Source organism: Deinococcus carri (assembly GCF_039545055.1).
In the GTDB taxonomy this organism is placed as follows: domain Bacteria; phylum Deinococcota; class Deinococci; order Deinococcales; family Deinococcaceae; genus Deinococcus; species Deinococcus carri.
In genome coordinates this window covers 1-25,024 of sequence record NZ_BAABRP010000028.1, presented here as the reverse complement: position 1 = coordinate 25,024, position 25,024 = coordinate 1, and the positions used below count along the sequence as shown (strand labels likewise).

19 protein-coding genes are annotated in these 25,024 nt (G+C 60.8%); 12 read left to right on the top strand and 7 right to left on the bottom strand.

The window, feature by feature from the left end:
- Nucleotides 1-168: 168 nt before the first annotated feature.
- Complete coding sequence (locus tag ABEA67_RS18710) at nt 169-798, top strand: hypothetical protein (RefSeq protein WP_345468258.1); 630 nt, start codon at nt 169-171, stop codon at nt 796-798.
- Nucleotides 799-835: 37 nt separating this feature from the next.
- Here the strand turns inward: ABEA67_RS18710 and ABEA67_RS18705 are convergent, their stop codons facing one another.
- Entirely contained in the window at nt 836-2,056 is a 1,221-nt protein-coding gene (locus ABEA67_RS18705) for a tyrosine-type recombinase/integrase (protein ID WP_345468255.1), read from the bottom strand.
- A 72-nt stretch (nt 2,057-2,128) separates the two neighbouring features.
- On the bottom strand, nt 2,129-2,506 hold the full coding sequence (locus ABEA67_RS18700; protein WP_345468252.1) for a hypothetical protein: 378 nt from the start codon (nt 2,504-2,506) through the stop codon (nt 2,129-2,131).
- Nucleotides 2,507-2,728: 222 nt separating this feature from the next.
- Between ABEA67_RS18700 and ABEA67_RS18695 the strand changes: the two genes are divergently transcribed.
- Nucleotides 2,729-3,406, top strand: a complete 678-nt coding sequence (locus tag ABEA67_RS18695) for a hypothetical protein (RefSeq protein ID WP_345468250.1) — start codon at nt 2,729-2,731, stop codon at nt 3,404-3,406.
- On the opposite strand, the gene ABEA67_RS18690 is transcribed toward ABEA67_RS18695, so the two are convergent.
- Entirely contained in the window at nt 3,375-4,157 is a 783-nt protein-coding gene (locus tag ABEA67_RS18690; protein WP_345468247.1) for a hypothetical protein, read from the bottom strand. The two genes, ABEA67_RS18695 and ABEA67_RS18690, sit on opposite strands and share 32 nt — an antisense overlap.
- A gap of 144 nt (nt 4,158-4,301) precedes the next feature.
- Between ABEA67_RS18690 and avs2 the strand changes: the two genes are divergently transcribed.
- The gene (gene avs2, locus ABEA67_RS18685; RefSeq protein ID WP_345468246.1) at nt 4,302-8,825 is read left to right on the top strand and encodes an AVAST type 2 anti-phage system protein Avs2; all 4,524 of its coding nucleotides are present in this window, start codon (nt 4,302-4,304) and stop codon (nt 8,823-8,825) included.
- 260 nt (nt 8,826-9,085) lie between these two features.
- Entirely contained in the window at nt 9,086-12,316 is a 3,231-nt protein-coding gene (hsdR, locus tag ABEA67_RS18680; protein WP_345468244.1) for a type I restriction-modification system endonuclease, read from the top strand.
- Nucleotides 12,317-12,364: 48 nt separating this feature from the next.
- On the opposite strand, the gene ABEA67_RS18675 is transcribed toward hsdR, so the two are convergent.
- Entirely contained in the window at nt 12,365-13,591 is a 1,227-nt protein-coding gene (locus tag ABEA67_RS18675; protein WP_345468243.1) for a hypothetical protein, read from the bottom strand.
- 150 nt (nt 13,592-13,741) lie between these two features.
- Between ABEA67_RS18675 and ABEA67_RS18670 the strand changes: the two genes are divergently transcribed.
- The 7 genes from ABEA67_RS18670 to ABEA67_RS18640 all read left to right on the top strand — a co-directional run bounded on the left by ABEA67_RS18670 (nt 13,742) and on the right by ABEA67_RS18640 (nt 20,938).
- On the top strand, nt 13,742-15,226 hold the full coding sequence (locus tag ABEA67_RS18670) for a class I SAM-dependent DNA methyltransferase (RefSeq protein ID WP_345468241.1): 1,485 nt from the start codon (nt 13,742-13,744) through the stop codon (nt 15,224-15,226).
- Nucleotides 15,223-16,776, top strand: coding sequence for a restriction endonuclease subunit S (locus tag ABEA67_RS18665; protein ID WP_345468239.1), 1,554 nt, complete (start codon nt 15,223-15,225; stop codon nt 16,774-16,776). Before ABEA67_RS18670 ends, ABEA67_RS18665 begins: the two co-directional genes overlap by 4 nt.
- Before the next feature lie 12 nt (nt 16,777-16,788).
- Complete coding sequence (locus tag ABEA67_RS18660) at nt 16,789-17,730, top strand: endonuclease NucS domain-containing protein (protein WP_345468237.1); 942 nt, start codon at nt 16,789-16,791, stop codon at nt 17,728-17,730.
- Nucleotides 17,731-17,837: 107 nt separating this feature from the next.
- Entirely contained in the window at nt 17,838-18,914 is a 1,077-nt protein-coding gene (locus ABEA67_RS18655; RefSeq protein ID WP_345468235.1) for a PDDEXK nuclease domain-containing protein, read from the top strand.
- Nucleotides 18,915-19,004: 90 nt separating this feature from the next.
- Nucleotides 19,005-19,364 (top strand): hypothetical protein, encoded by a 360-nt coding sequence (locus tag ABEA67_RS18650; RefSeq protein WP_345468233.1) that lies wholly within the window; start codon nt 19,005-19,007, stop codon nt 19,362-19,364.
- A gap of 151 nt (nt 19,365-19,515) precedes the next feature.
- Nucleotides 19,516-20,244, top strand: coding sequence for an HD domain-containing protein (locus ABEA67_RS18645; protein WP_345468230.1), 729 nt, complete (start codon nt 19,516-19,518; stop codon nt 20,242-20,244).
- Between the two features lie 70 nt (nt 20,245-20,314).
- On the top strand, nt 20,315-20,938 hold the full coding sequence (locus ABEA67_RS18640) for a hypothetical protein (protein ID WP_345468228.1): 624 nt from the start codon (nt 20,315-20,317) through the stop codon (nt 20,936-20,938).
- 31 nt (nt 20,939-20,969) lie between these two features.
- Here ABEA67_RS18640 and ABEA67_RS18635 read toward each other — a convergent pair whose 3' ends face one another.
- The 3 genes from ABEA67_RS18635 to ABEA67_RS18625 are packed head-to-tail and all read right to left on the bottom strand — an operon-like array spanning nt 20,970 to nt 23,676.
- A complete protein-coding gene (locus ABEA67_RS18635) occupies nt 20,970-21,350 on the bottom strand; it encodes a TubC N-terminal docking domain-related protein (RefSeq protein ID WP_345468225.1) in 381 nt (126 codons plus the stop codon).
- Complete coding sequence (locus tag ABEA67_RS18630; protein WP_345468223.1) at nt 21,344-22,483, bottom strand: AAA family ATPase; 1,140 nt, start codon at nt 22,481-22,483, stop codon at nt 21,344-21,346. Before ABEA67_RS18630 ends, ABEA67_RS18635 begins: the two co-directional genes overlap by 7 nt.
- Nucleotides 22,480-23,676 carry a hypothetical protein gene (locus tag ABEA67_RS18625; protein WP_345468221.1) on the bottom strand — a complete coding sequence of 399 codons (1,197 nt, stop codon included), beginning with the start codon at nt 23,674-23,676 and terminating at the stop codon, nt 22,480-22,482. The genes ABEA67_RS18630 and ABEA67_RS18625 overlap by 4 nt, the downstream gene beginning before the upstream one ends.
- 464 nt (nt 23,677-24,140) lie before the next feature.
- On the opposite strand from ABEA67_RS18625, the gene ABEA67_RS18620 reads away from it, so the two are divergent.
- On the top strand, nt 24,141-24,920 hold the full coding sequence (locus tag ABEA67_RS18620; protein ID WP_345468220.1) for a hypothetical protein: 780 nt from the start codon (nt 24,141-24,143) through the stop codon (nt 24,918-24,920).
- The last annotated feature ends 104 nt before the right edge of the window (nt 24,921-25,024 follow it).

Sequence of the window (25,024 nt, the reverse complement as noted above, 5' to 3'; positions counted from 1 at the left end):
GCTGGTCAAACTCCATCGGCGTTAGCCCCACCAGCCGCTCAAAGGAACGCGCTCGGGACTTCAGCTTCTCCAGCCGTAACACCCCTGAACCTACCTGCTCCTACCTCTACTGCGCAACGGGTCTTGAATGCCCATACCCTTGCGCTCATCCCTTGGAGGATCGAATCCGTGAAGCGTCTGTTCCTGCCCTTCCTGCTCGTCACCTCAACCGCCCACGCCGCCGAAGTAGACTGCTCAACCATTCAGCTTTTCGATCTTCACATCCTCTTCTATAAGGAAAAGGCCGTCTTCCCTGAGCCTGCCAAAAAGGTGGCCCTGGACCTGACCACCTTGAAATCTCCTTTTACGGGCTGTGGGGCCACATTCACAACCAAAAACAAGGGAGAGGTCATCACCATTCAGGCGGAGAAGAGGCCCTATCTGGGAATCCTCACCAATCACTTCCGGCAACCCAGCAGTATCAACCTCTCGCTTGACCTGCTCGACAGCCGGGGCAATACGTCAGAAGGTCTGGAGATCGATCTCACCCTCATGGACATCTATACGACCTATGACGCTTCCATTTCCGTCAAGCCAGTGATGTACAAGAACACGGCTGTCGGTGTGAAGGTCGATGGAGGAAAGATACAACCGCTGTTCTGGTCTGGTGAGAGTTTCAAGGTGCCGATCAGCAAGAAGGCCAAGGTGGTAGATTTCTATGTAAAGACAGACCTGCGGACTTCCTGGCAACGGGTGAGCGTGAACCTCGCTGTCCCGAAGATCACGGTCTACCGCAAGGCGGCCTTCCCCGCCAAGTGATGGGGGCATCCGCAACCGCTCGCTCCGCCAGAGACGGTTACTGAATGCCGCCTGGTGCCCTGGGGAACAGGTCCTGCAAATCGAAGGCGGCTTCTTCTCGCTGGTCATCGTAAAGATGCGTGTAGGTTCGCAGGGTAAACCCCACGTCGGCGTGTCCCAGACGTTCGCTGACCGTCTTGGCGGGAATGCCCCTGAGAATCATCAGCGAGGCCGCCGTGTGCCGCAGATCATGGAACCGGATGCGCGGCACCCCGGCGTGCCTAACAATTTCGGTGTACCAGCGGTAGAAGTTGCGGGGATCGGTGGCCGTGCCCAGCTCGGAAGCGAAGACGTACCCTTCACCGACCTTGCCCTGCCAAGCTTCCGCAGCGTTGGCCCGCTCGCTGTCCTGCCGTCCGCGATGCTCCCGCAGCTTGTCGAGGGTGCCTGGCGAGAGCACGATGCTGCGGCGAGACCCCTGGGTCTTCGGGGTTTGAAGGGTCAGTTCAATTTTTGAGACTGTCGGCTTGCCACGGTAAATTCGCCCCTCGGACTCCTTGCGGACCTCGACCAGATTGTGCCGAACCGTCAGGCGGCACCTCTCCCAGTCGATGTCCTGCCATTGCAGGCCGAGAAGTTCGCCCCGCCGCATCCCCGTCAGCAAAGCCAGGTAGAAGGCGGCGTGCAACCGGTGTGTTTCGGAAGCGCCGAGGAACGCGGCCACCTGCTCTGGCGTCCAGACGTGCATCTCTGAGCGCTCGACCCTGGGTGGCTTGACAGCCTCGGCGACGTTGCGTGGCACCATTTGCCAGCGCACCGCCTGGCGAAGTGCCATTTTCAAGACCCGGAGCGTGTAAGCCAGGATTTGAGGAGATTTTCCCGCCTTGCGAAGGGCGATCAGGATGCGCTCCACGTCCAGTGGGCGCAGTTTCTCCAGCTTGACCCGGCCCATATATGGGGTGATGTACAACCGCGCCGTGTCACGGTAACTCCGGAGGGTGTTGGGCTTTACACCGTCCCGTTCTTTGGCCTCTACCCACCGGTCAAAGAATGTGGCAACAGTCAGGCCTTCGGCATCCGCGAGCACCCCGGTGTGAACCTCGCTGTGAAGGGCACGCATTTTCTCCCGCACCTCGTCTTGACTCCGACCACTGACCCAGCGTCTGTCCAGGGTGCCGTTGGCCTTCATGCCAACCGTAACGCTGCCCTTCCACCCCACGACCTTGCCGTCTTTCTTGCGCTTGCTGATCGTCCCCTCGCCATTCGCCCGTTTCCCCACAGCTCACGCTTCCTTCCGGTCAGATGGCTGCTCTGGGCCGCCTGTCCACCCCTTGAGATGTCGTCTTGCCGCTCACTCCTGCTGCACGTGTTCGGCACTCTCCTCTGGAAGTTGTTCCATCGCCGTTTCCAGGTAGCGCAGCATCTGATTGACCTGCCCCAAGGTCTGCTGCTGAATGTCCTCAAGCCGGGCCAGACGCTGTTCGATCAGCCGAGCTGACTCCGGCGGCACAGGTTCGCTGTACATGCCGAGCACCATCTGTACGGCTGTCCGAAACGATTTGGCTCCCCCGGTCTCAAGAAGCTGATGCGCCTGCCGTACCTGATCTGCCGTCTGATCAGACAAGTAGCGTTGACGTTCCTGACCCAGCTCGCCGAAATAGACGTTCAGGTGCTTGGAGATAACGCTGGGATCGACCTGTAATTCTGCGGCCAACTCTGAAGCGAGCATGGCGGTATTATATGACAAGCTGTTTCATAGGTGATGGAGTTTCCATTAGATTTGATACGTCCTCGTCCGATTTCGTACGGGTGAGCAGGGAGTTGTGTTTCTGCAAAACCCTAAACTGATCCTATAACCACAACCCTCGACGCCTAGGCAAAAACATCCGTGGCTACGGCGCGCAGCATAGAACTTCACGCTCTCCGATAGAAATCGCGCCAGAATGCTGACGTGACCTCTCTCCATCCTGCCCAGCGCAAGGCGTTGCTGCGCCATACCCTCGCCATCGACCGGGTGCTGACCACCGCCCAGCTCACGCGCCGGGGCCTGCTGGAGACGGCAGAGTGGCTGGAATTGCCCAGGGTGACCCGCACCTGTCGCACGCGGGTCACGCAATCCGAGAGTGACACCGACCTCACTTTCGTGGCCCTGCGTGCCGAAGACCTGGACTGCCCCTCCAGAGACCTGATGCACCTGGCTGGTCTGGCCGAGGCGCGGCACCGCATTACGCTGGCCGAGGGGGAGGTGTGGCGGCACGTCTCCCTCCAGGGCCGGGTCAAGCGGCATCAGGCCCACGCCGAAATCTTGCAGACCCTCGACCCGTCAAGGCGTTCGGACTGGGCGGTGGAATACGACGCCGGGTACTCGTGGGGGCGCATCACTGACAAGCTGGTGGCCGCCGACGAGGGCGGCTACCTCAAGGTCTACTGGGCCACCAGCATCCATGCTCGTACGCTCACCGTGATGACGCTGGCGCAGCAGCTTCAGCAGGCTGGGCGGCTGCCTCACCTCACGCAGGTCGAGACCCGTTTCGTGGACTTCTGGACGCCGCGCGAGCCGTATGTCGGACGGCCCCGCTGTCACAAGCCGACCGCACTCACGCACGTCTTTCCGGCAAGGGCAGGGTGAGCAGTTTGATGCGGGGCTGGATGGGACGCTCAGGTGTGAGGCCCTCCTTGACCAGTCGCTCTATGTTTGCCCGGTACTGCGCTTCGACCAACCGAACATAGCCACCGAGGTCGCCTTCCTCAGGCACAGCGATGAGCAGCGGTCCGTGCCACTTGTCGAGGTCACGCTCGTGGCGTTTGTACAGTCTTCGCAACTGGGCGAGCTTGATGCCGGCACTGCTGATGGTGGCGTACAGCGAGACGTGGCCGAGCACCTCAGGCGTCTTCCCCAGTTGGTAATACAGCGGGGGAGGCTCACCCTTGCCGTACAGGGCCTGGAGTCGGGACATCTTGGTTTCCGGGGCACGCATGACGGTGCGGACGATCTGATCGGTGACCTTCACTCCCCTGCGTGCCGCGCCGCCCACCTTGCCCGCCCGTTTGTACACGTGGTAGGCGACTTTGTAGCCGCGTGCCTCCAGCAGGGCGATGGCGTCCAGCAGGTAAGCCCGGTCTGCGACGGCGTTTGGCCCGGCGACGTAGGGGATGTAACCCATCTCGCGGGGAGGGGGGGTGAGGTGAAAGGCGGCGCGCGCCGTCTGGCCGAGGGTGAGGACCGCCCCGTAGTTGGTCTGCACTTCCCGCAGCAACTTCTTTTCGAGGAGATGATCCCAGTTGGGCTTGGGGCCGTAGGTGCTGATCACCCTCCGGGTCGTGAGTGCGCCTGCTTGGGCCACGCCCCAGAACACCTGTCCCCAAATCAGGTCTGACATGCTCCACGCTATCTGGTGTGCTGTAGGCTCGCCAGCAAAACAATGTGTTGCGGTGGAAGAGGGTAAATTCCGCCGCCCTCGACCCTGGGACAGCTTCTGAGACTTTCGACTTCATACGAGTACGTGTGGTGCGTATCTTGAAGCATGCCCTTGCAGTGGCACCAATTACGACCTTGGAACGGCAGTCAGCACGGGGCGTTCGAGGCCCTCTGCTGCCAACTGGCCGAGGCGGAAAGCGCTCCAGACGGCTCGGCATTCATTCGTAAGGGAACGCCGGACGGTGGCGTCGAGGGGTTCTGGCAATTGCCGGATGGGACTGAGTGGGCCTGGCAGGCAAAATTCTTTCTCTCTCCGCCTGACGACGGTCAGTGGGGGCAACTGGACGAGTCTGTTAGAAACGCGCTGTTGCGTCATCCACGGCTGACACGCTATTTTGTCTGTCTCCCCATAGACCGCCCGGATGCGCGCCTCCCCAACCGCCGATCTATGCTCGACCGCTGGAACGAACGGGTTGAACGCTGGAAGGGGTGGGCGGCTGAGCAGAGCCGGTCTGTAGAGTTCCATTACTGGGGTGATCACGAGTTGCTCTCGCGGCTCTCTCGTGAGGAGCATCGGGGCCGACAGAAGTTCTGGTTCCACGAAACGCTTCTCAGTGAGCAGTGGTTGCAGCAGAAGTGGCAGGAGGCCTACCGCAGTGCCGGAGAACGGTACACACCGGATGTCCATGTGCCTTTGCCTATCGTGGAACCTCTGGATGCTTTGGGGCGCACCGCTGCTTTCTCCTCCTGGCTGACTGAAACCCACAAGCGTTACGGATACACAGGGGGTGCTCTTAAAGCCCTCTCCAGGCTTGAAAGTTCAGCCGAGGGAGACTCCGCGCGAGAGGCGCTCGGAGTGGCAGAGGCCACCTGGAGGGAAGTTGAGGCCGCACCCGACCAAGCTATTTCCTGGGACAGGGTGAAAGTTGCCTTTGAGAAGGCGAGTGCAGCAATGGACCAAGTCGCCGTGTCCCTGCGTGGGGCGGCCCGAGCATGGCAGGAGCAGAACCCGCAGCAGAATGGCTACTCGAACCCCTGGTCGGAGGACCAGAGCAACGCCTCCTCCAGCGCTTACGGGTTGAGGCACATCGCAGAGGTGGCGGAAAGCCTGCGCGCTCAGGCCAGTAACGCGGTAGGCATCTGCGTCGCCGGGGAGGCGGGGATAGGGAAGACGCACCTCTTCTGTGATGTGGCGCAAGCCCGGTTGGCGTCTGGAGCGCCGACTGTTCTCCTGATGGGGGAGCAGTTTGCTGCGGCTGACCCTCTTCAGGAGATTCCACAGCTCCTGGGCCTCGGCGTGACCTTCGAGGAATTTCTGGGAGCGCTCTCTGCGGCGGCACAAGCGCAAGGCCGTCGAGCGTTCCTGATGATCGATGCCCTGAATGAGAGTGCTGATCGAAACCGTTGGAAAAGCCGATTTATGACACTGCTCACCCGGGTGGAGCAGTACCCCTGGGTACGCCTGGTCGTTAGCGTACGCACGACCTATGAAGGGCTGGTTCTTCCACCCGAGGCGGAGCAGCACGGCCTCGTCCGGGTGGAGCATGAGGGGTTCGGGGACGCGACCTACGAGGCGACCAAGCGGTACTTCAATGCCTATGGCATCCAGCAGCCGACGGTCCCCATGCTGAACCCGGAGTTCCGGAACCCCCTGTTCCTGAAACTCTTCTGTAAAGGGCTGAAGGCCAAGGGGCTCCACTCCATTCCGCCTGGCCTTGAGGGCATCACGGCCATCTTCCGCTTTTTGATCGACGCCATCAATGAACGCCTCGCCCGGGCAGACAGGCTGGATTACGATCCGCGGGACCAACCCGTCTGGCAGGCCGTCCAGAGAATTGCGGAGGCTCTCGCGCTCAGCCGCGGGAGGTTTCTCTCGTTGCAAGAAGTCAAAACGCTCCTGGCCGACATCCTGCCCTCGTCGGGGTACGAGCGGAGTCTGTTCCGTCAGCTCGTGGCCGAGGGACTGCTGGTGGAGAACCTCTACTACGACTGGGAAACTGAGGCGCAGGTCGATGGAGTTCGCTTCGCTTATGAGCGTCTGACCGATCATCTAATAGCTCAGCAACTGCTGGACGCGCACCTTGACCCAGAGCGTCCGAAGGCAACGTTCCGACGCAGTGGCCCTCTGCGCCAGTATTTACACGATGATCGGTCCTGCTACCGGTACCGGGGTGTCATTGAGGCCCTTTCCATTCAAGTTCCCGAGCGCATCGGCCGCGAGCTGATTGAGCTGACTCCCCATCTCGGTCAGTACCAGGTGCTCTGCGAAGCGTTCGTTGCCAGCCTGACCCTCCGCAGACCGGACGCCATCAAACGCAGAAAGTTTGCCAATATCGCCAACAGGTATGTCCTCCGGTGGCGTGATCTGGACGGCGATTTGCTCGACGCGCTGCTCACCGTGGCGGCTCACCCACGGCACGCCCTCAATGCGGACTTTCTGCACCGCCTCCTGATGAGGCGTCCGATGCCCGACCGCGATGCCTGGTGGAGCATTTTCCTGTTCCGAAGATACGGCAACGAGGACGCCGTTGACCGACTAATTGACTGGGCCTGGCATCCTGCGGACAAAGCTCACATTGAGGATGAGGCGATTCGCCTCGCCGGGACGGCGCTCGCTTGGTTCTTGACCTGTTCACACCGCTTCCTGCGAGACCGAACCACCAAGGCTCTGGTGAATCTGCTGGGTGCCCGACTCCATGTGGTCAGTCAGTTGCTCCAGCAGTTCCACCGTGTCGATGACCTGTACGTAGCCGAGCGCCTCTATGCGGTGGCCTATGGCTGTGCGATGCGTAGTCGCGACCAGCATGGCCTCCAGGCCCTCGCACAGCAGGTCTACGACCTAGTGTTCCGAGAGGGTGAGCCGCCCGTCCACATTCTGTTGCGCGACTATGCCCGGGGCGTCATCGAGGTTGCTCTGGCTCAGTCGCTGACCCTGGATGTGAATCCAGCGCAGTTCCGGCCACCGTATGGAAGCACCTGGATTCAGGACATTCCGACGGGAGAAGACCTCAAAGGATGGGAGCAGGAGGCAGAGGGTGACAGGTGGGGGTCGAAATCGGCCATCATCCACTCACTGGCGTTTAAGATGTGGGATTTTTCCAATTACGTGATTGGGAAAGGAAGCCGTTTTGAGTGGACGAGCAGGCCGCTGTATGGTCCTTATCCCCCGACCTGGGGTGAGATGCGACGTGCTTTTGAAACTTCCCTCACCGAGCGACAACGTTTGGCGTTTGCTAGATACATCAATGTATGTGTCCGTATCAGTGGCATCAAATTCAGGAGGGCGTTTCTGAGCTACGTGGACGAGGATGCCGCATCTGAATTGACAGACGAACAATTGGATGAGGGCCTGAAGTATTTCGAGGGACGCTTGCTTGCCACACTAGGAAAGCGAAAGAGTGCCGTATTTAAAACTCAAGTCGCTCCCTACCTGGACTCGAATTCCCATCGCAATGATGGTGAACTGACCTTCGACCTTGAGGCGGGCAAACGCTGGATGGTGAAGCGTGTGTTCGATATGGGCTGGACGGTCGAGCGCTTCGGTGAGTTTGACCGGATGGCCGGTTATCGTGCTGCTGGGCGTGCAGCCAAGAAAGCTGAGCGAATGGGGAAGAAGTACCAGTGGCTGGCGTACCACGAGTTCCTCGCCCGGGTAGCAGACAACTTCGAGTATCGGGCAGATGCCGTGACGCGCTGGAATACCGAGGCCCACCAGAAGTACGACGGTCCCTGGCAGATGTGGTTGAGAGACATTGACCCGTCCTGGGTGATCCCCACTGCCCAGACTGAGGCCCTACGTCCCTCCGCTTGCTGGTGGAATCCCGTGAGGGTCGCCTCCTGGGGCGAAGAGATGAGCCACCTGGAGTGGTTGCAGTCGCGGGAGAGCGTCCCCGACCTCACGCCCCTCTTCGATGTTACGGATGCGCAGGGCAGGCGCTGGATCAGCCTGAATGGGTCCTTTCACTACGAACCGGAGGATGGCAAGGCGCGGGGCCTCAACCGGCAACTCTGGGTCCTGGTCAACGCTTACCTTCTTAAGAAGGAAGACCTGGAAGCGTTGTACCCGTGGGCGACCCAGCAGCGGTACATGAACCGCTGGATGCCAGAGCCGTATGAGTCGCATCACACCTTCATCGGCGAATACCCATGGAGTCCGGCGGCCCGGGAACAGTTCTTCTTCCCGGAGAGCGAGTGGCGGACTATTGACGAGGCGAAGAACCCCCCTCCCGTGGAGTTGCTGGTCCCGTCGGCGGACTACAACAAGGCGAGCAGCGACTTTGACTGTTCGGTCGAGGAGCGGGCGTCGGCCACCCTCCCTACCGCCTGGCTCTTTGAGCGCCTGGGGCTGGTGTGGCATGGGCGCGAAGGGGAGTATCACGATGTGCGGGGGCGGCTGATAGTTCAGGACCCCTCGGTCCGTACTGCCGGACCTGCCGCATTGTTGATCGAGCGAGACAGTCTCCTAAACCTCCTCGAGCGCGAGGGGATGGCGTTGATCTGGACCGTGCTGGGTGAAAAGCAGCTGACCGAAGGCAATGCACCGGGATGGATGGAGTTGAATGGGGCGTACAAGTTCACACCGAACGGGCTGGAAGGCGTAGTGCGGAGCGAGTTTCGTGACCGCGCCTGACCCAATCACCGCAGAGGAGCGGTGACCGCCCACCAACATGAGGATTTGGAGGCGGACATTCCTCTGTACACTCCTCTCATGTCTCACCCCAGTGTCCTGACAGTCGCCGGTACCCTGTGGCGATTGCTTGAACAGCCCGGCCAGCTCTCTAAGCCTGGATGGATCGCATGGCGTGGGCAGCCACATAGGGGTTTGGTTCACGCTCCCCAGTTCAGGCAGGGGCAGGCGGTTTGGCGTCGCCTGGCTCTCGCGGAGCAGGCATGACGGCTCCCCCCTCCTCGAACTTCAGCCACCTTCAGGAGATCGAACCGGCACTGGCGAAGCTGGGAGAACTGGCCGAACGGCTCCTGCCCATCGACGCCAACACCAGCATGATCAAGCTGCGGCAGTTCGCGGAGCTGCTCGCGCAGGTGCTGGCCGCACGCAGCGGGGTCTGGCAGCCGGGAGAGAGTCAGCGTGACCGACTGGACCGGCTGCGGCGCGAGGGGCTGCTGAATGAGCAGGTGTTCCGCCTATTCACCACCATTCGGCAGCAGGGGAACCGGGCCAACCATGAGTTCGAGGGAACCGAGGAGGACGCCCGCTTTCTCCTGAGGCTGGCCTGGCAACTGGGCCTGTGGCTGCACTACACCGTGACGGGCAGGGCGTTTTCCACGAGCTACACGCCGGATTATGTGGAGCCGAGGACGATTCCCAGCCCCGCCGAGGCCCAGCAACTCCAGCAGGAGGAACAGGCTGCCGAACAGGTGGCCGAGACCGCCCTGCGGCAGGCGGAACAGCAGGCGGCCCCCAAGCAGAGTGTCGTCAAGGCCGCACAGAAGGCCGCGCAACTGGTGGCCCTCAGCGAGGCCGACACCCGCAAGTTGATCGACCAGGCCCTCCGGGAGGCGGGCTGGGAAGCGGACTCTGAGGGGCTGACCTACGCTTCGGGTGCCCGGCCTGAAAAGGGCCGCAACCGGGCCATTTCCGAGTGGCCCGCCGCGGGGGGAACGCATGCCGATTACGTGCTGTTCGTGGGGCTGACGCCCGTTGGCGTGATCGAGGCCAAGCGCAAGAACAAGAACGTCTACAGCAACTTGGATCAGGCCGAGCGGTACAGCAAGTACCTGCTCAAGCTCGAAGGTCTGACTCTCCCGGGCGGTCCCTGGGGCGAGTATCAGATTCCCTTCCTGTTCTCCGCGAACGGTCGGCCTTACCTGAAGCAGCACGAGCAGCTCAGCGGCATCTGGTTCCGGGACGCCCGGCACAGCCACAACCTGCCGCGTGTGCTGATGGACTGGTACACACCGGATGGGCTGCTAGGGCTGCTGGCGCACGACCCGCAGGTGACGCAGAAGAAGCTGGAAGCCCTGCCCTTCCAGTTCGCGTTCCCCCTTCGCCGCTACCAACGTGAGGCGATTGAGGCGGTGGAAGCCGCGATGGGACGGCAGCAGCGGCAGATTCTGGTGGCGATGGCGACGGGTACCGGGAAGACCAAGACCTGTATCGCTCTGATCTACCGCCTGCTGAAAACGCAGCGGGTGAACCGGGTGCTCTTCCTGGTAGACCGCCGTTCCCTGGGCGAGCAGGCGGCCGGGGCCTTCAAGGACACCCGGATGGAGGGCGTGCAGAACTTTGCGGACATCTACAACCTCGCCGAATTGGGCGACTTGAAGCCAGGTCCCGACACGGTGGTCCACGTGGCGACGGTGCAGAGCATGGTCAGCCGGGTCTTCTCGCCCGCCGAGGGACAACCTCCTCTCCCCATCGACACCTACGACTGCATCATCGTAGACGAGGCCCACCGGGGGTACCTGCTCGACCGGGAGATGTCGGACACCGAACTTACGTTCCGGGACGGCGAGGACTACCTCAGCAAGTACCGCCGGGTGCTGGAGTATTTCGATGCCACCCGCATCGGCCTGACTGCCACCCCCGCCCTGCAAACCGTGCAGATTTTCGGGGAGCCGGTGTTCATCTACTCCTACCAGCAGGCGGTGGTGGACGGCTATCTGGTGGACCACGAGCCGCCCATCCGGATCAAGACCGAACTGGGGGAGCACGGCATCCGCTGGGAGCAGGGCGAGGCGGTGGACGTGTTCGACCAGAGCACGGGCGAGCTGAGTACGGTCTACGCCCCGGACGAGCTGCACTTCGACGTGGACGCCTTCAACCGCAAGGTGATCACCAGGAGTTTCAACGAGGAAGTGTGCAAGTTCCTGGCCCAGCACCTCGATCCGACCTTCGACGAGAAGACCCTGATCTTCTGCGCCAACGACGCCCATGCCGACCTGGTGGTGCAGCTCCTCAAGGCCGCGTTCGCAGACGCGCTGGGAAGTGTGGACAACGACGCCGTGGCGAAGATCACCGGCACGGTGGACGATCCCCTGGGCATGATCCGCAAGTACAAGAACGAGAGGCTGCCCAATGTGGCCGTTACGGTGGACCTGCTCACGACCGGCATCGACGTGCCGGAAATCTGCAACCTGGTGTTCTTGCGCCGCGTCCGCAGCCGCATCCTGTATGACCAGATGCTGGGCCGCGCCACGAGGCCCTGTGACCGGCTCCAGAAGACCCACTTCCGCATCTTCGACGCCGTGGGCCTCTACGACGCGTTGAAGGACATCACGGAGATGAAGCCGGTGGTGACGAAGGTGGACATCCCCTTCGCGCGGCTGATCGCCGAGGTGCAGGGAACGCAGGGGGAGGCGCGGGAGGAAGCTCTGCGCCAGTTCGCCGCCAAGTTCCAGCGCCGCCGCAGGCGCATGACCGACGCTGAGCGGCAGGACTTTCAGACCGTGAGCGGCGGGATGACCGTCGAGGACTTTCTGGGAATGCTCGGCCGGGAGTCGCCGGACCAGGTGGCCGCGTGGTTTACCCAACACTTGGGCCTCACGGAGATTCTTGATCAGGTGCGCCAGGGGCAAGCGCAGCCCATCGTCATCTCCCACCACGCCGACCGGCTCATAGGCACGGAAACCGGGTACGGTGAGGGGCTGGTGCGCCCGGACGACTACCTGGAGGCGTTCAGGAAGTACGTGCGGGAGAACCCGGATGACCTTGCGGCCCTGACCACGGTGCTCACGCGACCGGCCGACCTCACGCGCCAGGACCTGCGCCAACTGGAACTGGCCTTGCGGGGACAGGGTTTCACTCCTGCGAATCTCGACACCGCGTGGAAGGAACTGACCAATCAGGAGATGGCCGCCCGGCTGATTGGGTACATCCGGCAGGCGGCGCTGGGGGAGGACCTCGTGCCCTTCGACCAGCGGGTGGACCGCGCTCTGAGCAAGCTGCTTGCCTCCAGGACCTGGACGAAACCGCAGGAGAACTGGCTCAGGACGCTGGCCCGGCAGACCAAGGCCAACGGTCTGGTGGACGAGGCGGCACTCGACGACCCCGATTTCATCTTCCGGCGGGAGATGGGAGGTAGAAAACGACTCGACCGGCTGTTTGAGGGGGAGTTGCTCGACACGCTGCGCAGATTCAACGAGGCGATCTGGGCGGCGTGACCTACAGTCCGCAGCCTACGCCTTAAGCAACTCCTTGGTAGGTGTTTCTTAAATGCAGTTTTCTTTAAAAAGCATTTTAGAGTAGATGCCACGCAAGACAGCGTTACCTCTGTTGCTGTGCCTGTCCGCAAGCCAATCTAGTAAGATTTTGGCCCCCGCTCCAATAACGGCCCCACCAAGAACTTTTCCTGTTGGATCGCTCCAAGAGGGATTTGCTAAGCCAACTAAAGTCCCGCCAACTGCCCCTATTACAATATCTTGCCACGCTCCCCATATTTTATCTTTCTGGCGGGACTTATTAGAATTTTGCATGTTATATACTATGTCTGCTAGATATTCATCTACTATTGTTTTCAATTCTAGCTCAGGGTAATTTAGTCTACTCGTCTCATTTATTATAGTTCTCATTGAGCTGCGAAAGCTATCAAATTGGGTACTTGAGTATAATTCGTAAAAGCTACGACCGTCTATTCTTTGTAGCCAGGGAAGTATCAAACGCGCCTCTTGTAATCTGATTCCGCCTTGTGCATTTATTTCTAATTCCAAAGATTTACTTAGAGATTCAAACATTATTTGGTAGTATCTTGTGTCTAACACTGGATTAAGGTTAAATCTTCCGCATAAACTCATCAGATACCACAAATCATTCGTATCCCAAATAACATCATTTATTGAATATAAGGATCTGTCCTCATCATAATACTCCAGTCTCTCGCGTATAGTGGGGTAAATATGATCTATAAAGGGAAGATTTACAAGATCTTTTCTGTAATCTTGCATTCCTCTGGGGATCACTAATAGTGCCCCACTTCTTATTAGCTCCCTTGAGTCACAGTAGAATTTTAGTATGTTTACTACATTTTGCTTATACCAAGGTTTGAGATGGTATGTCCTGTTGGACATATAACCTAGTCGGAAGTAATCAAGGTAGTATTCAATACCATCGTATACAGCCACCCTAGGGTAATACAGAAGTACCGAGAAGAGATTGGCAGAAATAGTTTTGTACTCTGGTGATCTGGAAGATTGTGAACCTCGTCTCGCCCCGCCAAGCAAAGGAGTCGTACTGCCGTTACGAGGAAACACGAAGTAATCATGTGCGCTGCTGTTTGATGTTTCGTCAAGAAGCAATTCGCTTGAGCGCTCGTGGACGTAATTTCCTAGTCTGCCTAAATCGTCGTTATTCATCTTGTCAAAAAAGTGCATGCTTGCGGGTGCTAATGCAATTCCAGTATGATCCTCTATTAAATCCGCAAAAGTGAGCTTCGGAGACATGATTTAACTCCTAGGTGTATAAGACAAGAGGACAGGAGACACCAGAGGTAGCTGTGAAAAGTGGCCTTGAGCGCCAAGGGTAGCCCCTCTGGACGCGCTTCCCAGGGTAGCGTTTGCTTGGGTGAGATGTGCGGCAGAATAGGAACAACGATGACCCAGCCCCAGACCACCCGCGACATCGTGCAGAAGCTCTGGAACCTCTGCAATGTCCTCAAAGACGACGGCGTGACCTACCACCAGTACGTTACCGAGCTGACCTACCTGCTATTTCTCAAGATGGCCGAGGAAACCGGCACCGAAGACCAGCTCCCCGAGGGTTACCGCTGGGCTGACCTCGCCCGGCGCAGCGGTCTTGACCAGCTCAACTTCTACAAGGGGCTGCTGCTGCACCTCGGCACCGACACGGGTGGCCTGATTCAGGAAATCTACGCGAACGCCGCCACCATCATCCGCAAGCCCACCACGCTGAACACGCTTGTGACCGCTATGTCGAATCTCGACTGGTACAGCGCCAAGGAGGAGGGCCTGGGTGACCTGTACGAGGGGCTGCTGGAGAAGAACGCCAACGAGAAGAAGAGCGGTGCCGGACAGTACTTCACCCCCCGCCCCCTCATCGAGTCCATCGTCGCCGTCATGAAGCCGACGTTAGACGACGTGATTCAGGACCCTGCCGCAGGCACGGGCGGCTTCCTGATCGCCGCGAACCACGATATCCGCCGCAGCAGTGACCCGGAGGGCTGGACCGAGGCGCAGCAGCGCAAGTACCGCCGCGACACCTTCTACGGCATGGAGCTGGTGCAGGACACGCACCGCCTCGCCCTGATGAACCTGCTGCTGCATGGGCTGGACTACGATCCGCAGGGTGCAGGCATCCGCCTGGGCGACACCCTGGGCAGCGAGGGGGAGAAGCTCCCGCCCGCCACCCTGATCCTAAGCAATCCGCCCTTCGGCACCAAGAAGGGGGGCGGCCTGCCCACCCGCACCGACTTCACCTTCCCCACGAGCAACAAGCAATTCGCCTTCCTGCAACACATCTACCGCGCCTTGAAGCCTGGGGGGCGGGCCGCTGTCGTGCTGCCTGACAACGTGCTGTTCGAGAGCGGCATCGGCAAGCAGATCAGGGCCGACCTGATGGACAAGTGCAACCTGCACACCATCCTGCGGCTGCCCACGGGCATCTTCTACGCGCAGGGTGTGAAAACCAACGTCCTGTTCTTCACACGCGGGAAGGGCGACAGGGGCAACACGGGAGAGGTCTGGGTGTATGACCTGCGGGCCAACATGCCGCAATTCGGCAAGCGCACGCCCCTGACCCGGGGGCACTTCGCGGAGTTCGAGGCGGCCTTCGGTCCTGACCCCTGCGGCGGCTCCGAAGCCCTCGCCGCCCGTACCGACACCGGACCCGAAGGCCGTTTCCGCCGCTTCACCCGCGAGCAGATCGCCGAGCGTGGGGACAGCCTGGATATTTCGTGGCTCAAGGACGACACCGCCTCTCAGGGTGACCTGCCCGAACCCACGGTCCTGGCGAGCAGCGTCATCACCGAACTGGAAGCCGCCCTGGCCGAGATGCAGAGCATCCTGCTGGAACTGGGAGCTACGGAGGAGGACTTGGAAGCGGTTGGGGTGCTGGCGTGACCGGGGAGGGGAGAGAAGGTCTGCCGGAGGGATGGGTAGAGACGACGTTGGGTGACGTTGTGGATTATGGCCGCACCGAAAAGGCCGAGCCGCACGAGATTCCAGCAGATGCCTGGGTTTTGGAGCTGGAAGACATTGAGAAGGATTCCTCGAAAATCGTCCAGCGGGCTACATTTCAGGAGAGAGACTCCAGAAGCACCAAAAACCGTTTCTTGGCGGGCGACGTACTTTATGGAAAACTTCGTCCATACCTAAATAAAGTCGTGCTGGCTGATGGTGATGGCTACTGCACCACGGAAATTATTCCTATCAAAGCAGGGGCAAATCTTGATGGCCGCTTCGTCTTCTATTGGCTCAAGCATCCCGAGTTCCTAAGATATGTTAGCACCGTCAGTCACGGAATGAACATGCCACGTCTCGGCACGGACGCAGGGCGGGAAGCTCCTTTCATACTGGCCCCCCTCCCCGAGCAAATCCGCATTGCCGACAAGCTCGACGCCCTCCTCACCCGCGTGGAGGCGGGCCGGGAGCGGCTGGAGCGCGTGCCGAAGCTGGTCAAGCAGTTGAGGCAGGCGGTGCTGAGCGCGGCGGTGAGCGGGGAGTTGACGCGGGAGTGGAGAGGGGGTGGGGATGCGGAGTGGGAGGAAAAACCTCTCAATCAAGTTGCCCTCTCAAGACTTGGCAAGATGCTGGACCAAAGCAAAAACACGGGGACTCTGACGCCTTACCTACGAAACGTCAACGTTCGCTGGTTTGGCTTTCAGCTTGATGATGTAGCAAGCCTTCGCGTTGAGGATGCTGAACGAACTGCGCTTTCGGTCAAGCGCGGAGACGTTCTTATTTGTGAGGGTGGCGAGCCGGGCCGGTGTGCTGTCTGGAATGGCGAAGACGGTCAATTTGTCTACCAGAAAGCTCTACATCGGGTGCGTGTGGGGTCTGAACTTAATGCCGATTGGTTGACGTTCTGCCTCAAGCACGCTGCGGATTCTGGGAGACTGGAAGACTACTTCACCGGAACCACCATCAAACACTTCACTGGGGCTTCACTCGCTCAATTTCTGTTACCTCTCCCCCCCCTCCCAGAACAGGCGGAAATCGTGCGGCGGGTGGAAGCCCTCTTTGCGCTGGCGGACCGCCTGGAGCAGCGGTACGCGGCGGCGCTGGCGGCCTTTGAGCGGCTGACGCCTGCGCTGTTCGCCAAAGCATTCCGGGGCGAACTGGTGCCGCAGGACCCGGCGGACGAACCGGCGTCGGTACTGCTGGAACGCATCCGGGCACAGCGGGCGGCGGAAGGCCAGAAGCCGAAGCGCGGGCGCAAGCCGGGCAAGGCAGCAGGCGAGGACGGCGCGGAGCCGAAACGCCGGGGCAGGCCGCCGAAAGCACAGGCGGAAGGGGCGGGGGAAGTGGCGGAACCTAAGCGGCGGGGGCGTCCTCCAAAAGCGCGGACCATTCCCACGGCCCTAAATGAGCAAGAAGCAGTGCGGCTGCTGCAAGAGCGCGGGCAGGCACGGGCAGAAGGTTCGCGGCAAGTTGGCCTGTTCGAGGATTGAGAGCGGAGGGGTATGCCGAACTACTACAAGGTCATGCTGGGCAAGGGCAGCCAGTTTGCGGCGCAGGCCCTTCAGGGCGGCTTTATTGGCATTGACGACGCGAGTGGGCAGGACCTGTCACCCCTGCTGGCCCTGCCTGAGCCAGAGTTCCGGCAGCAGGTCCGGCCAGGGCTGGAGGCTACCAACCCAAGCAGTTCCAAGGGCACCATCAGCCAGTACGCCACGACGCTGTGGCGCATTGCCCAGGGCATTCAGGGAGGTGACGTGATCCTGTCGCCTGACGGCACCGCTGGGCAAGTGCGAGTGGGGGAAGTGACCGGCCCCTATCAGTACCTCGCGGGGGAGCCTTTGCCGCATCGGCGGGCTGTGCAGTGGCACCCGCAGCCCATCAAACGGGCAGACATGAGTCAGGCCCTCAAGAATTCCTCTGGCGGAATCACGACGATTATCGACCTGACCGAGTATGGCCCGGAGGTCGTTGCCCTAGCTGGGTTGTCCACGGCAGGGGGGGTGGCGATGGTCGCCTCTATCCCTGATCCCAGCTTTGGAATCGAGAAGGAGTTGGAAAACTTCCTGGTGACGAACTGGGCACACACCGAACTGGGGTCACACTACGACCTCTACAGGGATGACAGTGGCGACCTCATCGGGCAGCAGTTTCAGACAGCGACGGGTCCCATCGACATCCTGGCGGTCAAGAAGGACAAGAGCGAATTGCTGGTCATCGAGCTGAAACGCAGCAAGGCCACGGATATGGTGGTAGGGCAGATTCAGCGGTATATGGGGTACATCAAGAAGGAAGTGGCGGAACCTGGGCAGAAGGTCCGTGGCCTGATCATCGCCCTGGAGGACGATCCCAAGTTGCAGTACGCGCTGGAAGTCGCCCCGGAGATCGGCTTCTACACGTACAAGGTCAGCTTCAAGCTGAACCACACGGGCGGCCATGCGCTCTGACAGCGGGACACTTGCTGGCGATGGACCACCGTCCATGTTGCTGGATCGCAGTTTGGGTGGGGGAAACGCGCCAATGAGCCAATTTGACGAACCTGAGTGGGTTCCCCGTGAGTGACCCCAGGCTGAGCGAGGGTTCGGGCGACATTCCCGCCCTGCCCGACAACTACGCGGCGCTGCTCGCGGACCTGAAAGCACGGATTGGAGCGGCACAGGTCCGGGCGGCGGTGGCCGTCAACACCGAACTGGTGACGCTGTACTGGCAGGTCGGGCATGCCCTCAACGAGCGCGTCCGGCAGGCCGGGTGGGGTGCGAAGGTGTTGGACCAGCTTTCCCGTGACCTCAAGATGGCCTTTCCCGAATTGGGCGGATTCTCGCCGCGCAACCTGCGCTACATGCGCCAGTTCGCTGCGGCGTGGCCCGCGCCGGAGTTCTGGCAACAGGTGGTTGCCAAATTGAGCTGGTCTCACCACGTCGTGTTGCTGGAGAAGCTGGACACGCCTGAGCGCCGCTTATGGTACGCGCGGGCGGCACTGGAGGGCGGTTGGAGCCGTAACATCCTCGTCCACCAGATCGAGTCACGTTTGCTGGAACGGCGTGGCGCGGCCCAGACCAACTTCAGCCGCACCCTGCCCGCGCCCCAGTCTGAGCTGGCCCGCGACCTGCTCAAGAACCCCTACGCCTTCGACTTCCTGACGCAGGGGCAGACCGCTCATGAGCGCGACCTGGAACGGGGGCTGTTGGCCCACCTCCGGGCATTCCTGCTAGAGCTGGGCGTGGGATTCGCCTTCATGGGCAACCAGTACCGCCTCATGGTGGGCGGCGAGGAGTTCTTTCTGGACCTGCTCTTCTATCACGCGCGCCTGCACTGCTACGTGGTGATCGAGCTGAAGGTGACGGAGTTCCGGCCCGAGTACGCGGGGAAGCTGAGCTTCTACCTGACGGCGGTGAACCGCGAGCTGCGGGGCGAGGGGGACGCGCCGACCATCGGCATCCTGCTGTGCAAGACGAAGAACGACGTGGTGGTGGAGTACGCGCTGGCCGAGAACACGCAACCCATCGGCGTGTCCACCTACATGCTGGCCGATGCCCTGCCTCAGGAGTTACAGGACGTATTGCCCACCGTGGAGCAACTGGAGGCGGAACTGGAGCGGCTGGAGACGGGAGCAGGTGAGGAGGAGGGCTGAGGCCGCAGGCTTTGGCAGTGGACTATCGTTGTCCGTCCGGTGCGGGAGCGCTGGGACATGGTTGGCCGGGGGGATTTAAGGAGGGACGGGATGGGGACGCTTTACGACTTCACCTGCGCCGCGTGCGGTTACACGGCGGCGAGTGGCGGGATGGACCGGGGCATCGACACGGTGTATGTCACCGTCCATTGCCTGAACTGCCGCGAGTTGATGGATGTGCTGGCGGGCAGGCTCTCCCACGATCTGCCACCGCCGCCGCCCAGTCTGGGTGCACCTGCCACATCCCCACCCCCCAGACCAACGGTGCCTCCCAAAGAGAAGTTGGCCGAGGTGAAGTGGCGCTGCCGCACGGGCCGCTTTCACCGCCTGGAGCCGTGGCAGCCGCCGGGGCCGTGCCCGAAGTGTGGGGAAGTGATTGAGCGGGGCGAACCCGTTGGTATCTGGGATTGAGGCGGCGCTCCCGGTTGACGGATCACTGGAAACAGGAGGGCACGCTGTTCTTCCTCAACACGGCGCTCACGACCCCTGGACGCCCAGTACCCCCTCTGGGTGGGGAACAAATCTCCTGGGAAGGCCGGGTGGAGGTAGGTAAGGTGGGATCATGAGCGACTTTCCCCTCACCCACCGATTCACGGAAGCCCTTCACTTGGCGCACGTCTGGCACACCGGCCAGTACCGCAAGGGTACCGGCACACCTTACGTCTCGCACCTGCTAGGCGTCGCCTCCGTCGCGCTGGAGTTCGGCGCGAACGAGGACGAGGCCATCGCCGCCCTGCTCCACGACGCTCTGGAAGACGGGCCGGAATACACGGGTCTAGACGCGTCCCATCTGTGGCAGGAGATTGCGGATACTTTCGGAGAAGACGTGGCCCGGCTGGTAGAGGGCGCGACCGACGCCACCCCGCAGGCCGGGGAGCCGAAAGCCCCCTGGGTGGACCGCAAAACGCAGTACCTGGGTAGGCTGGCCCACGAGGACGCTTCCTCACTGCTGGTGAGTGCGTCCGACAAGCTGCATAACGCCCGCAGCATCCTGACCGACGTGCTGACTGCTGGGGAAACTGCCGAGGCACGCGCGGCCTTCTTCACGCGGTTCAACCAGGGCCAGCAGGGCACCTTGCAGTATTACCGCCTGCTGGTAGACGCATATCGCGCCTCTGCGGGCGCGAAGGATCGTCCGCGTCTGCAAGCCCTGTTCGCGGAACTTGACCGGACGGTGAGCGCACTGGAGACGGCGTGCGGCGTGACGGCAGAGACGGTGCGCGATTTTCCTCCCCTGCGGACTCTCAGAGAGCCGGTCACGGGAGGGGAGACGGGGGAAGTGAAGGTCTAATCCAGGTGCCTTCTGGCGAGGTGGCCGTCACAGGCCCAAGCAGCTGAGCCGCTCCTACTGGAGAAAAGAAATGACAGAAACCCTCAAAGACCGGGTGCTGCGCCTGCTCACACTGCATCCTGGCCTGAGTGATCGCCAGTTGGCCGACGGCCTGATGGGCGCTGGGGCGAGCCAGCAGGACGTCAACCAGGCGTGCCGCCAGCTCCATGCCCGTGGGAGGATCGTTCGGCTCAAGGGCGAGGGTGGCCGGATTCGCAGCTATGTCGCCGAAGCATCTCCGCAGGTGCCGGTTGCTCCTCTCCTCCCATCGGCTCAGCAAGCTCCGGCGAATCTCTCCGAGGATGTCCTGAAAGTCGCCCTTGTCCGCTGGCTGGAGAAAGCAGGCTGGGAGCTCACGTTCTGCGCTCCGGGTAGGGCGCATGGCATCGACATTGAAGCCCACCGGGGCGCGGAGCGTTGGGTCATTGAGGTGAAAGGTATCGGCTCCCGCGATCCGATGCGCGTGAACTATTTTCTCGCCGTGCTGGGCGAGACGTTGCAGCGGATGAATGACCCGAGAGCGCGGTACAGCATCGCTTTACCGGAACACCGCCAGTTTGTCCGGTTATGGGACAGGCTGCCTGATCTGGCGAAAGAACGAACGGGCATCTCGGCTCTCTTCGTGAATGAGGCGGGCGAGGTGCGCGAGGCCTGACGTTGCCTGGAATGAGGCTCGCGGCGATGCCTCATGTCACCCAGACGCTGCGCGCCGCCCAGAGGTCCGTTAGTTGCCGCTCTGGGTCGAAGCCGCACGCGTACAGCGCCGCACAGGTCAGCACGTAGTCCCCCAAGCTGGACACGATGCCGGAGGGTAGGAAGCCAGGGCGGTTCAGAGTGTTTCCCGATGCAGCCCGCACCAGCCTCACCAGGGCTTCTGGCAGGGGGGCGAGGTGCCCGCCCGTCCGTGCCTGAAGTTCCCTCAGCAACTCGTCTTTCTGGGCTTTGATCTGCTCGGCCAGTTCGGGCGTGATGGCTCCCGCTGGGGCGCAGGTGGTCAAGCGCCCGCCCTCGGCAAGCAACCGGACGCCGCGCCCTTCCAGTTCCCGCAACAGGTCACGCGCTACCACGTCATCACCTCCACTTTTTCAGATGATTTGGGGCCAGAGGGTGTTTTAGGGCCAAGAGGTGTTCCTAAGTCGTTGCCGTCTGACGCGCTTGAAGTATTTTGGGCCAACACATCCCATGGACCGGGTTCCGCCGGTTCCAGAACGCTTTTGTACCCCACCGGGTTTCCACGCCCGACCAGCATGACCACCTGGGCCGCGCCATCGGTCACGATTTCTGACATGGCCCGCTTCACCGTCCGCTCGGAGACGTTCAGACGGGTAATGAGGTGGTCGAAGAGTTCCTTTCGGGGGATGACACTTCCGGCGCGGTCATTCAGGTACTTTTCCAGCGCCTTCCGGGCTTTCATGCTGGGGCCGTTCTGGTCGCTGCCCGGCAGCTCATACGGTTCAAAGCGCAGGCCGTCGCCTTCCCACACCCGCAAGACGCCCAGCGGTTCCCCCACTGGAGCCAGGTTGTTTTTGTGGGCCTCCAGTCTCAGCACGTCCAGGCCACCGACCTCGTTTGGCTTGACGCGGGTCAGCAGATGCACTGCCCGCGCCCCGGCGCTCTTGATCGTGCTGCCCAGCAGGCCGCGCCCTTCCGGCATATTCGCCATCGGCTTGGGGGTGTGGTCGAGAATCACCACGGCTACATTCAGGTCTTTTGCAAGTTGCCGGAAGGCGGCCATCACCTGCATGACCTCGCCCGCGTCATTCGCGCGAATCATGGGAAAGGCGGAAGTGAAGGCGTCTATCACGATCAGTACCGCCCCGGTTTGGATGATGTGGGCGCGTAGGGCAGCCAGTCCTACTTCATCCATAAAGCCGCCCGATTCAGAATCGACATAGGTAATGTGTTGCAGCACGTCGTGCGAAACGCCCTGGCCGACCAGAGCGCGCTCCAGCCAGGGGATTTGTGCGCGGGCGTCGGTGTCGAAGTCGGCGTGAATGATTGGCCCTTGCATGGTCTGTCCGCCGAGAAAGGGCAGGCCAGACAGCACCGCGACTTCCAAGCTGGCTACCAGCGCACTTTTGCCCACGCCTCCAGGCCCGCCCAGCATAGTCACGTAGCCCCGTGCTATATGGCCCTCCCACACCCATTCGATAGCAGGTGGGGTGCCAATCTCGGAGACGGTCCGGAAGCGCAGGCTCACAGCAGCCCCCGTTTGAGGCACCACACACTGCGGGACCGTGTAGGCCGTTGGCCCCAAATGCTCGGCACCGTGCCAGACAGTGTTGTATTTGAGATGACTCTTGGCCTCAAATCAGAGTGTGGCCCTAAATCGGCGTTATAAACCCGGTCCATCAGCAGGCGCCCGAACTCAGCCGCGCCCAGCTCCCCGCAGAGGTCGGCAAAGTCCCCATCATGAAGGGGGGCCAGCACCCGCACCTCACGCGCTCCAGCAGCCTGGGCCACCTTGCCCACCCGCGCTAAGCAGGCTGCGCCCAGCGCATCAGGATCGGCGTACAAAAAAACGGACTTGCCCTGAAGGCCGTCAAGGAAGGGCGTGCCACCCGCCCCGGCCAGCCCTTGTACGTCCATTTTCAGGCCAGCCTCACACAAGGCGCGGGCCGCTGCCGCCCCGTTCAGCTCGCCTTCAACGATCAGCACGCCGTCCCCGTCCCCATAGCGGGGCGGACACCACGCGGGTGCACCGTGACCGGCGAGCCGGTAGACGTACCTCATCAACCCGGCAGCCTCCAGAGCCGCTTTACTGCCCAGGTTCCGTACCTTCAGGCCCCAGGGTGTGTTATCCGGGCCGTTTATCAGCACGCCCAGCGCCCCGGCGTAGGCCAGCGTGCGTCCGTCCCACGTGCTGAAGTCGCGGCGCAACCGACCCACCTGAATGCCCTTCCATCCGTGGAGGCCCCGGCGCTGGAGGTCATGCCCGGCCCGATTATGAAGGCTCAGGAAGTCCAGCAGGCCATGTGCCCGCCGCAGTTCGTCTTCCTCCAATGGGGTGCAGCGGTCAAGCGCCACCCGCGCTTCCCGGAGGGGATCAGGGGCGAACGCGAGCCGCGCATGGCTGGGCGTCCAGGCGTCGAGGGTGACGCCCGCGTGCCGGGCCAGTTCCTCCAGCGCCTGCTCCCGGCTGTATCCCAGAGCATCCAGAAAGGCTAGGGCGTCCCCCCGGTCAGCGTCCCCGCCGCCGTGCCGCTTCCACCTCCAGCGTCCGCCCTTGCCCCGGTAGACGCTGAAGCTGGGGTGTACCTCGCCGTAGCCGGGCCGAGGGTCACGAATCACGCCGCCGCGCTCATGGTGAAGACCGCGCACGGCGTCTGGGCCACACGTCCAGGCAATCAGGTCAGGGAGGTTCGAGCGATCGAGAAGGTCACTTAGCCTCATGCTACACACGCTTCCTTTGTCTCATTGGTGGTCCTGAGCGTGGATGCTCCCCGCCATCAAGGCGTCGATAGTTGAGGCCGGAAAAAGCAACTTGCGCCGACCATTGCGTATTACGGGTACATGACCACCACGTGCCAACTGGTAGAGCGCGTCGCGCCCATAGGCGACACAGCCGTATTGGCATTTTTGGTACTCGATGGATTCCAGTACGGTCAAAGCTCTTTTCACTAGGTGCCTCCTGGCGTAGGTACTCGGTGCTGCGAGCACCTGGCCTGACATAAGGCTACGTAGGCGTACCATGACGTAACAAGGCTCAATTGAGGACTTTTTGGAGGTCTTTCGCTGTGAAAAGTAACACGAATCACGAAAATGACTTGTTCTACTTTCCTTGGAGGAAGCCGAACCACCTGATCTGGGGCGACACTGCCCCACGAAAACGCGGAGTTCCTATATACGTTGAGAGAATGCCGACCTCAAGCTATTCCGCATATGACATGCCAGACGGTCTTCCTCTCAGAATTAGTGGTTCAAACTTGTTGATTGCGCTAGGTGATTTGAATTGGGAGCCTACAGAACCCCTCAGAGACCCTGATCTCTGGACTTATTTTGCTAAACCTAACCCCGACCGAAGCATGGTAATGAAATTAGCGAGAAAGCATGGGCTTCTTTACAGTTGCGGCTATGAAGGGCAGGATATCTCTGACCCTGTGCCGCATGTGCTTAGAGGAGCTTTTACACCAGAATTAGAATATTATTATTGTGAAGCCTATATGGACTGGAAACGGGAAATGCGTACTCTATATGTGGCTCGGTCTATCTTTTTTGGTTTAAGGGAAGGACGATCCTCGGAGGCTCATGAGGCAATTGCTCAAATTCAGGATCTGTATCTTATAGAGAGCATTTATAGTGACGTTATAAAGAACTTTGAGACTTACCCCATCAATTCAGAAGATGCAATTCAGGAGTTGGGCAAGAGCAGTCGAGTGTTTGATTTGGAGGAAGATGATCTGATTCATATATTAGAGTCTTTAATTGAATCTCGTTTAGGGGAAGCGTCTGCTACAATCTCTAGAAACGCGATAAGTAAAACATTCTCATTGCGCTTCTCGCCCGCCAACTTGAAAGCAGCCATTTGGCAACAGTTTGCAGGAGCCATAACAACAAATAAGAATCTGGAGAGATGCCCGGTATGCCGAAATATATATACTCGCGGTAACTTAAACTCAGGAGTTGCACCTGCATAACGACGGCGAAGCGCTCCCAGCCGAGAGAATCTAGGCGTGTCAAAGTCACAGATTCCGGGGGAGCGCGTTCGCATTCTGGCAGACGAGTTCCTCGCCATCCCCAC